This is a genomic window from Saccharospirillum sp. HFRX-2 (assembly GCF_043196805.1).
GTDB lineage: Bacteria > Pseudomonadota > Gammaproteobacteria > Pseudomonadales > Natronospirillaceae > Saccharospirillum.
In genome coordinates, this window is sequence record NZ_JBEBMU010000003.1 from 229175 (window position 1) to 243710 (window position 14536).

14 protein-coding genes are annotated in these 14536 nt (G+C 58.3%); 9 read left to right on the forward strand and 5 right to left on the reverse strand.

Annotation, left to right across the window (positions count from 1 at the left end; genetic code table 11):
• Positions 1-55: 55 nt before the first annotated feature.
• From ABMA60_RS09395 to ABMA60_RS09435, 9 genes are all read left to right on the forward strand, one after another.
• The gene (locus ABMA60_RS09395) at positions 56-601 is read left to right on the forward strand and encodes a TRAP transporter small permease (RefSeq protein WP_392801985.1); all 546 of its coding nucleotides are present in this window, start codon (positions 56-58) and stop codon (positions 599-601) included.
• Positions 601-1878, forward strand: a complete 1278-nt coding sequence (locus ABMA60_RS09400) for a TRAP transporter large permease (protein ID WP_392801988.1) — start codon at positions 601-603, stop codon at positions 1876-1878. Before ABMA60_RS09395 ends, ABMA60_RS09400 begins: the two co-directional genes overlap by 1 nt.
• A gap of 10 nt (positions 1879-1888) precedes the next feature.
• Positions 1889-2923: a histone deacetylase family protein gene (locus ABMA60_RS09405; RefSeq protein ID WP_392801991.1), complete on the forward strand. Its 1035-nt coding sequence runs from the start codon at positions 1889-1891 to the stop codon at positions 2921-2923.
• 33 nt (positions 2924-2956) lie between these two features.
• Positions 2957-3310 carry a RidA family protein gene (locus tag ABMA60_RS09410; protein ID WP_392801994.1) on the forward strand — a complete coding sequence of 118 codons (354 nt, stop codon included), beginning with the start codon at positions 2957-2959 and terminating at the stop codon, positions 3308-3310.
• A 3-nt stretch (positions 3311-3313) separates the two neighbouring features.
• A complete protein-coding gene (locus ABMA60_RS09415) occupies positions 3314-4276 on the forward strand; it encodes an ornithine cyclodeaminase family protein (RefSeq protein WP_392801997.1) in 963 nt (320 codons plus the stop codon).
• 12 nt (positions 4277-4288) lie between these two features.
• Positions 4289-5554 carry a D-amino acid dehydrogenase gene (locus tag ABMA60_RS09420; RefSeq protein ID WP_392802000.1) on the forward strand — a complete coding sequence of 422 codons (1266 nt, stop codon included), beginning with the start codon at positions 4289-4291 and terminating at the stop codon, positions 5552-5554.
• A gap of 188 nt (positions 5555-5742) precedes the next feature.
• Positions 5743-6825 (forward strand): glycosyltransferase, encoded by a 1083-nt coding sequence (locus ABMA60_RS09425; protein ID WP_392802002.1) that lies wholly within the window; start codon positions 5743-5745, stop codon positions 6823-6825.
• A complete protein-coding gene (locus ABMA60_RS09430; RefSeq protein WP_392802004.1) occupies positions 6804-7934 on the forward strand; it encodes a hypothetical protein in 1131 nt (376 codons plus the stop codon). Before ABMA60_RS09425 ends, ABMA60_RS09430 begins: the two co-directional genes overlap by 22 nt.
• Positions 7915-8097: a hypothetical protein gene (locus ABMA60_RS09435; RefSeq protein WP_392802006.1), complete on the forward strand. Its 183-nt coding sequence runs from the start codon at positions 7915-7917 to the stop codon at positions 8095-8097. The genes ABMA60_RS09430 and ABMA60_RS09435 overlap by 20 nt, the downstream gene beginning before the upstream one ends.
• 40 nt (positions 8098-8137) lie before the next feature.
• Here ABMA60_RS09435 and ABMA60_RS09440 read toward each other — a convergent pair whose 3' ends face one another.
• From ABMA60_RS09440 to rpoD, 5 genes are all read right to left on the reverse strand, one after another.
• The gene (locus tag ABMA60_RS09440; RefSeq protein WP_392802009.1) at positions 8138-8695 is read right to left on the reverse strand and encodes a TMEM165/GDT1 family protein; all 558 of its coding nucleotides are present in this window, start codon (positions 8693-8695) and stop codon (positions 8138-8140) included.
• A gap of 246 nt (positions 8696-8941) precedes the next feature.
• Complete coding sequence (locus tag ABMA60_RS09445; protein ID WP_392802012.1) at positions 8942-10960, reverse strand: TRAP transporter permease; 2019 nt, start codon at positions 10958-10960, stop codon at positions 8942-8944.
• A complete protein-coding gene (locus ABMA60_RS09450; RefSeq protein ID WP_392802014.1) occupies positions 10957-11466 on the reverse strand; it encodes a DUF1850 domain-containing protein in 510 nt (169 codons plus the stop codon). The genes ABMA60_RS09445 and ABMA60_RS09450 overlap by 4 nt, the downstream gene beginning before the upstream one ends.
• Position 11467: 1 nt before the next feature.
• The gene (locus ABMA60_RS09455) at positions 11468-12424 is read right to left on the reverse strand and encodes a TAXI family TRAP transporter solute-binding subunit (RefSeq protein WP_392802017.1); all 957 of its coding nucleotides are present in this window, start codon (positions 12422-12424) and stop codon (positions 11468-11470) included.
• Between the two features lie 143 nt (positions 12425-12567).
• The gene (gene rpoD / locus ABMA60_RS09460) at positions 12568-14427 is read right to left on the reverse strand and encodes an RNA polymerase sigma factor RpoD (RefSeq protein WP_392802019.1); all 1860 of its coding nucleotides are present in this window, start codon (positions 14425-14427) and stop codon (positions 12568-12570) included.
• Positions 14428-14536: the final 109 nt, after the last annotated feature.

Genomic DNA, 14536 nt, shown 5'->3' on the forward strand with positions numbered 1-14536 from the left:
AACTGACCGTTGACCGGCGCTCAAGAACGGCGTCGGTCAACTTCTGGAGTCTGTGATGAAGCGCTTGTTAACCGCAGCGCGGGCGTTGAGCGATGGCGTTAATACCGCTGCCATTGCGGTGTGCATTTTCTGTGTACTGGCGATGCTCGCGATATCCTTTACCGGTTTTCTCTACACTCTTTTCACTGGCGGTGCGTTGAGCTGGACCTACTCATTGGCGCGTTTGTTTTTGCCGTGGATTGGTTTGCTGTCGTCAACGGTGGCACTGCATTCGGGTGAGCACGTCGCCATGACCTTGTTGATGCGTGTGTTGCCCGACTGGGGGGTGCGTATTGCCGCTGGTTTATCGATGGCAATTCTGGCGCTTTTTGGTCTGGCGCTGATCGTTTATGGCTGGGATTTTTTCAGCAACGCCCGGCAGATTTATATGGTCTCCGACAGCATTCAGGTGTCGTATAAATTAACCACCATTGCCGTACCCATTACCGGCGTGATCATCCTCTTGCATCTGGCGCAGGGCTTTTCGCTGCTCGAGCATTATCTCGATGAAGACGAACTGATTGATGCCAGCCTGGATGATGCTGAACAGGAGGGTGTGTGATGGCCGTCGCCTTGATTGTTTTTGTTTTAATTTTGTTGATCGGTGCGCCGGTGGCCATTGTGATGGCTGTCTCCGGTATGGCCGGTTCTTTTATGCTCGGTGGCGAACGCATGATTGGCATTGTGGCCGATCGCATGTTCTCCGGCGTGTCCGGCTATATGTTGATCGCTGTGCCCTATTTTATTTTTACCGCCGAGCTGATGAACCAGGGTGGTTTGACGCGCAAACTGATTGCTTTTAATAACGCCTTGCTCGGTCGGGTGCGCGGTGCTTTGTCGCATGTGAATGTGACCGTCTCCCTGTTCTTTGCCGGCCTTACCGGTGCGGCCATTACCGATACCGTGGCCATCGGCAAGATCATGATTCCGGAGATGAAAAAGCAGGGTTACGACGCCGATTACGCCGCGGCCATTACTGCCTGTTCGTCGATCATCGGGCCGATCATTCCACCCAGTGTGGTGATGGTGGTCTATGCCTCCATGCTGCGCGATATTTCGGTGATCGATTTATTTGCCGGCGGCATCATTCCCGGTGTGTTGATGGCGGCGGTTTTGCTCGGTACCAGCTTGGTTTTGTCTTTTAAACGCGGTTATCCGCGTCAGCCGGCACAGTCGATCAAGGTGGCCTTGATTGCGTTTGTGACCGCGCTGCCCGCCTTGTTTGTACCGGTGATTATTCTCGGCGGCATTTTGACCGGCGCTACCACCATTACCGAGGCGTCAGGCTTTGCCACCGTCTATGCTCTGGCGATTGGTTTTCTGCTGTACCGCAATCTGACCTGGCGCAAGGTATTGGAATCCTTGGTAACCACGGTGCGTTTATCCGGGGTGGTGTTTTTTCTGCTGGCGACTTCGGCGGTGCTCAGTTGGTTTGTGACCCGTTCAGGCATTGCCCGCGATGCCGCCGAAATTATTACCGCTATTTCCGATGTTGCCATTATTCAGATTTTGCTGGTGTGCGTGCTGTTGATTTTGCTCGGCACGGTGATGGATGTGTTGCCGGCCTTGGTGGTGGTGGCACCGGTGATCGTGCCGGCCATGGTGCGGCTTGGTTTTGATCCGCTGCACTTTGCCATCGTCATGATCGTCACGCTGAACGTCGCCAATGCCACGCCGCCGGTGGGCATGACCCTGATGACCGCCGCACGCATCGCCAAGGTGCCGTACGAGCGTGCCATTGTGGCCAGCTGGCCGTTTTATCTGGCGTTTCTGGTGGTCATCGTGTTGCTGGCGCAGTTCCCGTTGTTGTCGACCTGGATTCCTTCTTTGCTGGATTAATGGAGCCAAGATGCAGTGCTTTTACTCTCCGCGTCAGGCGGATCATTCGCCCGATAGCTTTTTGTTGCGCGGCGAGCCGGCCCCGTCACCCGAACAGAGCACTCGCGCTGATGTCTTGCTGGCCGCGCTCGATAAAGCGGGGTTGGCGGTCGAGCAACTCGATGGTCAGGGTTCGGCGGCGCTGGCGCAGCGGCTGGCCTCGGTGCATCAGCCGCGTTATCTGAGCTTTTTGAAAACCATCCAACAGCGCTGGGGCGAACTGCCCGGTGCGCCCCAGCGCGTTGCACCCAACGTTCATCCTACCTCGTCGGCTCAGCATTACCCCAGCCACCCGGTCGGTCAGGCCGGCTGGCATCTGCACGATATGGCCTGCCCGTTAGGGCCGACCAGTTACAGCGGCGTTGTTGCCAGCGCGGCGACGGCCGAACGAGCGGCGGAAGCGGTGTTGCTGGATCCGGCTCAGCGCAGCTATGCCTTGTGTCGTCCGCCGGGTCATCACGCCGGGCCGGAACGCGCCGGAGGTTTTTGTTTTTTGAACAATGCGGCGCTGGCGGCGGCGGTGTTGCGTGAACGCTTTGCGCGGGTGGCGATTGTCGATGTCGATCTGCATCACGGTAACGGCACTCAGGAAATTTTTTATTCGCGCAACGATGTCTGGACCGGTTCCATTCATGCCGATCCGGATGGCTTTTATCCGTTTTTCTGGGGCACGGCGAAGGAGACCGGTGACGGCGCGGGCGAGGGTTTTAATCTCAATGTGCCCTTGCCCGTCGGCGCCGATGGTGATGCCTTTATGGATGGGCTGGAAACACTGCTTAAAGGTTTCGATGACTTTGGCGCCGAAGCGGTGGTTATCGCTCTGGGACTTGATGCCCATCAGGACGATCCGCTGGCCGGCATGACCTTGACCACCGATGACTTTACCCGCGTCGGTCGGCGGCTGGCGCAACTGACACAACCGATGGTGGTGGTCCAGGAAGGCGGTTATCCGACGCCGGCACTGGGCGCTAACCTGAGCGCTTTTTTATCCGGCCTGAACGGCTGATTTTTTTACTGCAACGATCGATAAGGAAACCCCATGAGCATTCAATATCACAAGCCAGGCGCACGCATGAGTCAGGTCACGGTTCACAACGGCACGCTCTATCTGGCCGGTCAGGTGGCTGCCGATGCCAGCGCCGATACCGCCGGTCAAACCCAACAGATACTGGAGCAAATTGACGCGCTACTGGCCGAAGGCGGTTCGGATAAGTCGCATCTGTTAGCGGCGACCATCTGGGTCACCGATATGACTAATTTTGATGCCATGAACGCCGCCTGGGATGCCTGGGTGGCGCCCGGTCGTCCGCCGGTCCGCGCCTGTGTGGAAGCCAAGCTGGCCAAGCCGGAATGGCTGGTCGAAATCATGGTGACCGCGGCCGTTAAGGAGTAAGGCATGGATATTCTGTCGTCGCAGGCCGTGGCGACGGCCTTGCCTTGGCCGGCGCTGGTGGACCGACTGGACACCACCTTTCGCCAGGGCATCGAAGCGCCACCGCGTCATCATCACGCCATCGAACGCCCCGAGGGCGAAGCGACCATGTTGCTGATGCCGGCCTGGGAGCCGGATGGGTTTATCGGCATGAAGATGGTCAATGTGTTTCCGCAAAATGCCGACCGTGGCCTGCCGGCCATTTCCGGCTTGTATCTGCTGTGCGATGGCGACACTGGTCAGCCGTTGGCCTGTATGGATGGCAGCGAACTGACACGGCGTCGTACTGCAGCGGCCTCGGCGTTGGCGGCGCGTTATCTGGCGCGCGAGTCGGCCGACAGTCTGGTGGTGGTCGGCACCGGTCGCTTGGCGCCGATGCTGATTGAAGCGCACGCCGCAGTGCGACCAATCCGGCGGGTGCGCATCTGGGGTCGCAATATAGATAAAGCCAAAGCGCTGGCTGATGAATACCGTGGTTACAAGGGTGGCGTGCAGGTGTTGGAGTCGGTCGAGGCAACGGACGATCTGGCCAGCGCCGTCGCTGACGCCGCTGTGGTCAGTTGCGCCACCCTGTCCACCGAGCCACTGGTACACGGCGCCTGGCTGAGTCGTGGTACTCATCTGGATCTGGTCGGTGCGTTTCGCAAGTCGATGCGCGAAACCGATGCTGCCTGCATCGATGGTCAGGCGGTTTTTGTCGATACCTACGCCGGCGCCAAAGGCGAGGCGGGGGATCTGCATTTTGCGCAACACGAAAGTGGTTTTGAGTTTGCCGATATCCGCGCCGATCTGGCTGAGCTGACGCGACAGCAGCATTCGGGTCGCGCCGATGAAGATGCCATAACGGTGTTTAAATCGGTCGGTGCATCGCTGGAAGATTTGGCGGCTGCGATTGAAGTCTGGCAGCAGGTGAAGGCTGCCAACTAAACGGATATGAACATGAAAGTTGTAGTGATTGGCGCCGGCGTGACCGGCGTCACCCTGGCTTGGGAATTGTGTCAGCGTGGTCATGACGTCACCGTTGTTGAAGCACTCAGTGAACCTGGCTTGGAAACCAGCCGCGCCAATGCCGCCCAGCGTTCTTATGGCGCGGTCTATCCCTGGGCCTCGCCGGCTTTGATGCAGCAGGCGCTGCGAACTTTTTTCAGCAAGAACGGCGCGTTCAAACTGGCGTTACCGCCCAGCCCGGAAACGCTCGCCTTTGCGTTGCGTACGCTCAAACACGCTCTGACGCCTGGCCGCTTCGATGCCAACCGCGAAGCCATGTTGCGTCTGGCTGAACACAGCCGGCAGTGCTTTTTGGCGCTGCAGGAGGAGTTGGGAGCGGCGCTGGCATTCGATGGCGATCACCGGGGTTTGATTGAGCTGGCCAGCAGCGTCAAAGAACGCGAACGCCTGGGCGCCGATACCACCCTGTTGGAGCGTTTAGGCATCGACTATGAACTGCTCGATGCAGCAGGCGTACGTCGTTACGAACCAGCCTTGAATAACGACGCCCCGCTGGCCGGAGGGTTGCGCCTGGTCAGCGACGGAACCGGCGATTGTCATCAGTTCACTCAGGCTTTGGCGGCTCAGGCAGCCGTTGCGGGTGTGCGCTTTCGCTACGGTGTCTCGGTTAAAGAACTGGCTGTCGAGAACAACAGAGTGCGCGCCGTCATCCTCGATAACGACGAGCGGCTGGAACTCGATGCGGCAGCGCTCTGTGCCGGCGTTGCCAGCCGGGTACTGGCACGGTCGGTGGGTCTGGCGGCGCCGATCTACCCGGTGAAAGGCTATTCGATGACGCTGCCGCTGATCAACGCCGATCAGGGACCGCGTTCCACCGTGCTCGATGATCGCTACAAAGTCGTCTGTACCCGTCTGGGTGAGCGGTTGAGAGTCAGTGGTTTTGTGGAACTGTGCGGTCTCGATCGCCGCCTGCCGCCAGCGCGTTTTGAGGTGATGCAACAGGCACTGCGCAGCCGCTTTCCCGCAGCAACCAACGGCCAGGTGGAGCAGGCCTGGGCCGGTTTTCGGCCGATGACGCCGGACGGTCCGCCATTGTTGGGTGCCAGCCCGGATGGCCGTTTGCCCAATCTGTATTTTAATACCGGCCACGGTACCTTTGGCTGGACGCTCTCCGCCGGCTCTGCCAATTGGGTCGCCCGCCAGCTCGATGGTGAAGCCTTGCCAGACTATTTAAGGGGTTTTGGGGTTCGCGGATGAAGGATGATCGGCTTTGTTCTAAAGGTATAGCATTACAATACCAATTATCCTTTTGAGGCCGAACAATAAATAATAGTCGCGAATCAGTCCACAAAACCTTCCTGTGCTGATCATTAGCACTTGCCTTTAAGGTATCTAAATGATCTCCTTCTGCGCTTTCGAGTTAATGAAACGTATAAGGTGGTTGGGTGTCTGCGGTTCAGCTCTCCTTGGTTATTCCGACTTATAACGAAGTTGAAAATATTGCTACTTTGGTGCAACGGTTGCGCCAGGCCTTAGCGGAGTACTGCTGGGAAGTCATCTTTGTCGATGATGATTCGCCTGACGGTACGCTGGCGGCGATTCAACAGCTGGCCAGCAGCGATGAGCGCATTCGTTATATCAGTCGCAAAGGGCGCCGTGGTCTGAATTCTGCCTGCAAGGAAGGCGTGCTGGCCGCGCGTGGTGAGTGCGTGGCGATCATGGATGCCGATCTGCAGCACGATGAAAGCATCCTGCCGCAGATGCTGGTTCAGGCGCAGCACCATGATCTGGTGGTGGCCAGTCGTTACAGCGGTGATGGCGGGGTATCGGATTGGTCGCGTCTGCGCTTGCTGGTCAGTCGTGCCGCTACCTTGCTGAGCCGGATGTTTATTCGCCATTCGCTGAGCGATCCGATGAGTGGCTTTTTTCTGATGCGCGGCGATTTTGCGCGTCGTCATATCGACCAGGTTGGCAGCGACGGTTTCAAGATTTTGCTCGAGCTGGTGGCCAAGGCGCCCAGGCAAACGCGTGTTGCCGAGGTGCCTTATGTTTTTCGCAGCCGCGTCGCCGGTGAAAGCAAACTCGACAGCCGCGTTGCTCTGCAAATGCTCGAGTTTCTGGTTAAGCATCGCTTTGGTGAACGCTTTCCGTTTGCGCTGTGTCTTTATGGTCTGGTCGGTGCGATTGGTATGGCGGTGCATCTGAGTGTGTTGTGGTTACTGCTGCAGGTTTTTGCGGTGGATTTCCGCTTGGCGCAGGCGGTCGCGATCCTGGTGGCGATGGTGGGAAATTTTCAGCTCAATGACTGGCTGACCTTTGCCAATAATCAGCGTCGTCATGCGCATTACCTGAAGGCGTTGTTGTCTTACGGTCTGATTTGTTCCATGGGCGCTGGTTTGAGTTATCTGGTTTCGGTGTTCCTCTACGCGCACGATACCCAGTGGTGGCTGGCCAGTTTCTCTGGCATTCTTGCCGGCTTTTTCTGGAACTATCAGGCGTCGAGGTTATGGGTTTGGTGTCGCGTCTAACATCAAAGTGGGTTCGGCTGGAATGGCTCGGCAATGACCTCGGCATTGCGCTGCTGTTGTTTGCGGTCAGCAATGTGCTGGTCTATTCGGTAGCGCTGATCGGTTCGGGTTTTCTGCCCATTGAAATGCCCAGTTTTTCCGGTTTCTGTCTGGCGGACTGTTTGTGGTATGCCGATCTTACCTCGGGCGGCTACGCCGATGGCAGCACCGATACCAACTTGCTCCGCTACGCAAACTGGGCGTTTTTTCCGTTGTTGCCGATGCTGGCGCGCGGCTTGGTAGCTGTGCTGCCGATCAGCGCTGAGACGGCGTTGATACTGTTGGGTAAGCTGTTTCTGCTGGGCAATATTTACGCCTTTATCAAACTGCTGCGGCACTATCATCCCGACGTGCAACCGCACTGGGCTGGCGCCTTGGTTGCGCTGAATCCCTTCGTTATTTATATGCACGCCGGCTATACCGAGTCGCTGTATTTCCTGTTGTTGACGCTGTCATTTATCGCTTTGCAGCGCGGTTACTGGTGGTCGGGTGCGATAGCAGCGTTGCTATCGGCCACTCGGGTGGTAGGGGTGTTTTTTGTGTTGCCCTATTTGCTGCTGGCTTGGCAGCGTCGGGATAAGCAACAGTGGTTGAGTCGCCGCAATCTGAACTGGTTGCTCGGGCTGATGCTGATCCCTCTGGGGCTGGCGCTGTTTATGCTGTTGCTGGATCAGTTGGTTGGCGATCCTCTGGCGTTCAAATCGGCGCAGATATACTGGGGACGCACGCTGCAAAATCCGTTCGGCGCTATTATTGATGGCTTTCGCGGTTTTGAATCCGGTTATTACTCGCTGACGGCGGTGCTGGGAATTATCTCAATTGCGGTGCTGATGTATTGTCGGCAATACGCCCTGGCCCTGTTTATGATTCCGACCCTTTTTATGCCATTGCTGACCGGCTTGATGTCGATGCCGCGTTTTGTTTTTTGGCAGCCGCCGTTTCTGGTGGCGCTGTATTTTGTTTTCTATCGTCTGCACCGCCTCTGGCCGATGTACTTTGCCGCCAGCGGCGTGTGGATTGCCATCATGGTGTTAGCCTGGTTTGTGCCTCATGCGTATTTTAAGTACTGATCTGTTGCGCGGCCTGGCCATTATTGCGCTGGCGGTATTTTATCTGTGGCTGGGTTGGCGCGTTCTCGTGGCCACGCCGGACCCGGTCTACCAAGCCTGGTTAGACCGCGAGGCAGAGCGAGTCCGAATTGAGCGTATGGCTGGCGAAACTCCACCAAAATAACCCGATTGAATGCGGGTAGTTGCCGGTGTCAGTGGCGGTGTCAGAACGACACCAGCGTCCACACCCCAAAACCGATAAAGAGCGCGCAGGCAAACAGGTGAGCGGCGCGCACCGGAACTCTTTCCATGACCCAGTTACCGGCAAAAATGACCGGCAAGTTAGCGGCCAGCATGCCGGCGGTGGTGCCCAGCGTGACCCATAAGATGGACTGATATTGCGCCGCCAGAATAACCGTCGCGATCTGGGTTTTGTCGCCGATTTCGGCCAGGAAAAACAACACCAGCGTTGCCAGGAAAGGGCCCCAGCGTTCGACGCTGCTGGTATCGGTATCGTCTTTATCGGGAATCAGAATCCACAGGCCGACGGCAATAAAACTCAGGCCGATCAACCAAGGGCCCCAACCCGCCGGTATCCAACCGACCAGCCAGTCACCGAGCCAGGCCGAGATGCCGTGGTTGATGACAGTAGCGATCAGAATGCCGAAGGTGATGGCCGTACGCGCGCGAAAACGCGTGATCAACAACAGCGTCAGCAGTTGGGTTTTGTCTCCGATTTCGGCAAGAGTCACCACAGCGGTGGAACTGAGCAGAGCGTCCAAGATGATTCCTTAGGGGCGGGATGAGATCACATAAGGCAAACCACACGGTCCCGCCCGGCACCGTGCCGTTTGCCTTAGGTCTCATCAAGCCAGCCGAGAGGCTGGGTGCGACGACCATGAGCTGTGGCTCAATTATGTTGACCGCCGCGCCGGTGGGGATGGAACAATACCGGCCGATTACTCCCCCAAGACGGCACGCAGTTTAGCGGCTCGACCGGGGGGAGACAAGCGACGGCCCTGGGTTGCTCAGCCGTTGGCCGGAGCGTCTCGGTGCCTGGACGACGACCAGGCGTTGACCGACAACAGCGCCACCATGGTGATCACTCCGGCTATCTCAAACGCCAGGCTGGGGTAGAAAATGGCGATAACCGCCGCCGTCAGTACCAGTCGTTGCCAGATCGGCAGCGGCGCAAACAGATAGCCCTCAATCACGGCGGCAAAGGCAACCAGAGCCAGAATGACAATCAAACCATTCCACAGCAGCAACAGCAGTGGCCCGCCTTCGATGATGATCGGATTGAACACAAAGAACAGCGGAATCAGATACAGTCCTTTGGCGAATTTCCACGATTGCACACTGGTTTCCATGGTCTTACTCCCGGCAATCGCCGCTGCGGCGAAGGCCCCCAGCGCCACCGGCGGGGTGACGTTGGAATCCTGCGAATACCAGAACACCAGCAGGTGAGCGACCAGCAACGACAACCCGAATTCGTTGGTCAGCGCCGGGCCGACCAAGACGATCAGCACGATGTAGCTGGCGGTCACCGGCAGACCCAGGCCGAGAATCAGGCTGGCAATGACCACCAACAGCAAGGCCAACAGCAGATGGCCGCCGGAGAAGGCGATCATCATCGAGGAAAACTTCAGTCCCAGACCGGTTAAGCCGACCACACCGACGATGATGCCTGCTACCGCACAGGCGATGGACACCGCCAGCGCATTGCGCGCGCCCAGTTCCAGTGCCTGCAACAGCTTAATCGAACCATCGCGCAGCGCTTGAGTCAGGCATTGGCGTAAACGACCCTCGCGGCGACCTTGTTGAAACGCCAGCCAAAGCCCGTTCAGCCCGGCCACACCAATCAAACCGACGATGGCGTAGAAACCCACCCGCATCGGCGAAATGCCCAGCACCAGCAGATAGACCAGCAACAGCAGCGGTGCCAGAAAATACCAACCGCTGGCGAGCACCTGACGCACCTGCGGCAGTTCTGAACCCGGCAAACCTTTCATGCCCTGCTTAACGGCGATGATGTGCACAAACAGATAGACGGTGGCGAAATAGAGCAACGCCGGAAAGATGCTGACCTTAACGATGTCCAGATAGGGCAGGCGGGTGTACTCGGCAATCAAAAAGGCACCAGCGCCCATCAGCGGCGGCATGATCTGCCCGCCGGTACTGGCCGCGGCCTCAATGCCACCGGCCTGAGCCGGGCGATAACCGAGTTTCTTCATCAACGGAATGGTGAAGGCACCGGTGGTGACCACATTGGCAATGGCGCTGCCGGAAATCGAGCCCATGCTGGCCGACGCCAACACCGCTGCCTTGGCCGGGCCACCGCGCTGACGACCGGTGGCGGAAAATGCCAGGTCGATAAAGAACTTGCCCGCGCCGGTCACTTCCAGCAGCGCGCCGAACAGCACGAAGATAAAGACGAAGGTAGCGGCGACGCCCAAAGGCAATCCGAAAATGCCTTCCTGACCCAAATAAAGCTGAGCCGCCAGACGATCCAGCGAATAGCCCCGGTGACTCAACAATCCCGGCAGCCATTCACCCAGCCAAGGCAGGGCGCCGCGTGAACCGGCCAGGGCGTAAACGATAGCCACCGCACCGATAATGGTCAGGCCGGTGCCGACGGCGCGGCGGCTGGCTTCGAGCACGGTGACGATGCAAACACAGGCGACAATGATATCGGTGCTCGACCAAAACCCGGCGCGACCCACGATGTCATCGAGAAAATACACCAGATAAAAGCCCGACAGCGCAGCGGCTGCAACCAGCACCGTATCGAGCGCGATCGCCAGCGGGCCACGTGTCTGGCCCGGACGTGGGCCAAACAACACAAAACACAGCATTAACATCAAACCCAAATGAATGCCGCGTTGATAGAACAGACCCAGCGGTTGAATGCCGGCGCCGTACAGATGAAACAGCGATAAACCGATGCCCAGGATGGTAATCAGCGCCAGGCTGAAGCGGTTGCCCGGCAGCGCCTCTGGCTGCCAACTGCCACTGGTTTTGATAGGAAGGGCGGAATAGTGACTCATAACGATGAAGGTCCGTCAGTCGATGGGATCAGCCGAATTTCGACGCGTTCGCCCGCCGCCAATTGGCTGAGGCTGAGACGCCGCTTACCCACCGCAATGCGATGATCGACGCGCATACTGCCGACGCGCAACAAAAAACGATTGGCTGGCACCGGCGCATCAATATCGACAATGCGATAGCCGTGCTCGGTGTCAGACAGCAAACGGCCGCGCCCCGGCGTATGGCCCAGGCCAGCGGCGAAGTCCGGGGTGTGCGTGCTGCTCAGCAGCATCTGGCCATCGGCCACTCGGTAACAGTCTTCGACTTGAAAGCCCTGTACCGAGTGATGCCACAGCAGACACCAGCGTCCGTCGGCCGGTAACGCCAGGCTGGCCAGCGGTGCGCCGTCGGCTGCCTGAACCACCAGCGTTCCAGCCGATTCCGGCGCTGCCGCTGGCGCCTTGGCCAGCAACAGCACCGCGCCCAGAACGATCCAGGCCGAGCGCGACAAGCGTGGCCGACTCACCTCAGCGGCGCAGCCGGGCCGGAATATCAGCGCCGATTTCCTCGTAGTAACGCAGCGCACCCGGATGCATCGGGATCGGTGTAGAAGTCAGCGCAAAGTCGACCGTGGTGTCGTCAGCGGCCGGATGAATGGCGCGCAGTTCCTCGACGCGTTCGAACAGCAGCTTGGTGATTTCATAGGCCAGGTCATCGGACATGGCGGTGTTCACCACCAGGACGTTGGGAATGCCTACGGTCTGTACGGCGCTGTCCATGCCTTCGTACAGGCCCGCGCGCAATTGATAGGGCGCGAACACCGGCTCAACGGCAACCGCATTGCGGATTTCCGCATCGCTCAACGGCAGCAGGCGAATATCGCGCGCACTGGCCAGACTGAGGATGGAACTGGTGGGCGGGCCAACGCTCCAGAAACCGGCGTCGATATCGCCATCACGCAGCGCATCGGCGGTTTCGTTGAAGTTCAGGCGTTGCACCGTGAAGTCGTCGTAGCTGATGCCGTTGCTTTCCAGAATCGCCTGGGCGTTGACTTCGGTACCACTGCCAGGAGCGCCGACAGAGACGCGCTTACCGGCCAGGTCGGCCAGTGAGTTGATGCCTGAATCGGCGAGCGTGACGATTTGCACCGCATTGGGATAGAGCGACGCCAGGGCGGCGACATCCAGTTTGCGGCCGGAGAAGCGCTCACCGCCTTCGTAGGCTTGCAGCACAGTGTCGGCCAGAGCGATGGCGAGGTCAGAATCTTCGCGATGGATCAGCCCCATGTTTTCCACCGAGGCACCGGTGACTTCCGCCACAGCGGTGGCGCCATCCAGATGTTCGCTGATCAATTCGGCCAGACCGCCGCCGAGTGGGTAGTAAGTACCGCCGGTACCGCCGGTGGCAATGGACAGGTCTTCAGCCTGGGCCGCGGACCAGCCCAGCAGCAGGGTCGCGCCCAAAGCAGGGAGTAGGGTTTTCATCGTGCGTTCCTCTATTGTTATTGTGCGAGGTTGTTTTTGTGTGAGGTCGGTTTCTGTGAACCGAGGTCGATAGTACCCGAGCTTGGCGATGGCCCACAAAAAAACCGGCCCTGAGGCCGGTTTTTCTATACCTAAGCGTTCGCTTACTCGTCGAGGAAGGAACGCAGGTGGTCGCTGCGCGTCGGGTGACGCAACTTGCGCAGTGCCTTGGCTTCGATCTGACGAATCCGTTCACGGGTCACATCGAACTGCTTACCGACTTCCTCGAGGGTGTGGTCGGTATTCATGTCGATGCCGAAACGCATGCGCAGCACCTTGGCTTCGCGCGCGGTCAGGCCGGACAGCACTTCACGCGTGGCTTCGCGCAGGCCGGTGACGGTGGCCGAATCGATCGGCATTTCCATGGTGTTGTCTTCGATAAAGTCGCCCAGAGAGCTGTCTTCATCGTCGCCGATCGGCGTTTCCAGGGAGATCGGTTCCTTGGAAATTTTCAGCACCTTGCGGATCTTGTCTTCCGGCATTTCCATGCGTTCAGCCAGTTCTTCCGGCGTCGGCTCGCGACCCATTTCCTGCAACATCTGGCGGGAAATACGGTTCAGCTTGTTGATGGTCTCGATCATGTGCACCGGAATACGAATGGTGCGCGCCTGGTCCGCAATGGAGCGGGTGATGGCCTGACGAATCCACCAGGTGGCGTAGGTCGAGAACTTGTAGCCGCGACGGTATTCGAACTTGTCGACGGCTTTCATCAAGCCGATGTTGCCTTCCTGAATCAGGTCGAGGAACTGCAAACCGCGGTTGGTGTACTTCTTGGCGATGGAGATCACCAGACGCAGGTTGGCTTCCACCATTTCTTTCTTGGCGCGACGCGCACGCGCTTCGCCAATGGAAATGCGCCGGTGGATGTCCTTGATTTCCGCCAGGGTGATGCCGCTCTGCTTCTGCACATTGCGCAGTTTGCGCTGGGCACGACGCAGTTCGACTTCGTACTTGAAGGCTTCTTCGGCGAAACGGCTGTCTTCGAGCAGGTTGTTGAGCCACTGTTCGTCGGTTTCGTTACCCACGAAGGTGTTCACAAACTCTTTGCGCGGCATCTTCAACTGACGCACACAGATTTGCAGCAGCTTACGTTCCTGAACACGAATGGTGTCGACGATGTCTTTGATCTTATCCAGCGATTCATCGAACTGACGCGGCGCCAGTTTGAAGCAGGAGAAGGTCATGCCCATGGCGCTCAAGGCGTCGTTGGCTTCCTGGCTGTAACGACCGTGCTTATCGATCGCCTTGGTGGCGTCTTTGAGCTGTTCGGCCAGCAGGGTGAAACGCTCGCGCGCCAGTTCCGGATCCGGACCGCCTTCGTTGTCGTCGTCATCGCTGTCGGAATCGTCGTCGTCATCGCTGTCATCGTCGCGGCTGTCATCTTTGATGTCAGGCGGGGCGATGGCGTCCGGTGAGTCGGCGGCCGGTTCCGGGTCAGAATCATCCGGGTCCTGGAAGGAGGTGAGGAAGTCGGACAGGCGGCCGCCTTCTTCAGTCTGGCTGTTTTCGTAAGTCTGCAGAATGTCTTCGATAACACCCGGATAAAAAGCCATGGCCTGCATGACTTCACGGGTGCCTTCTTCGATGCGCTTGGCGATCACGATCTCGCCTTCGCGGGTCAGCAGCTCGACGGTGCCCATTTCGCGCATATACATGCGCACCGGGTCGGTGGTGCGGCCGGTGTCGGTTTCCACCGCAGCCAGAGCGGCGGCGGCTTCTTCGGTGGCGTCATCGTCGTCAGTACTGCTTTCATCGTTCATCAGCAGTTGTTCGGCGTCGGGCGCCGATTCGAACACGCTGATGCCGATGTCATTGATCATGGCAATGATGTCTTCTACCTGATCCGGGGAGTTGATTTCCTCCGGCAGGTGGTCGTTGACTTCCGCGTAGGTCAGGTAGCCCTGTTCCTTACCGCGGGCGATAAGTTCTTTGAGGCGTGACTGTTGCTGAGATTTTTCAGCCATAGAAACCCTGTCAGTTCAGTAGTGGATCAGGCGGGCGCAAAACAGCCCTACATTTTACCGTAATTCAGGGTGTTAGCCAATTTTTGACCAACACTTTCTCAGGGTCGAA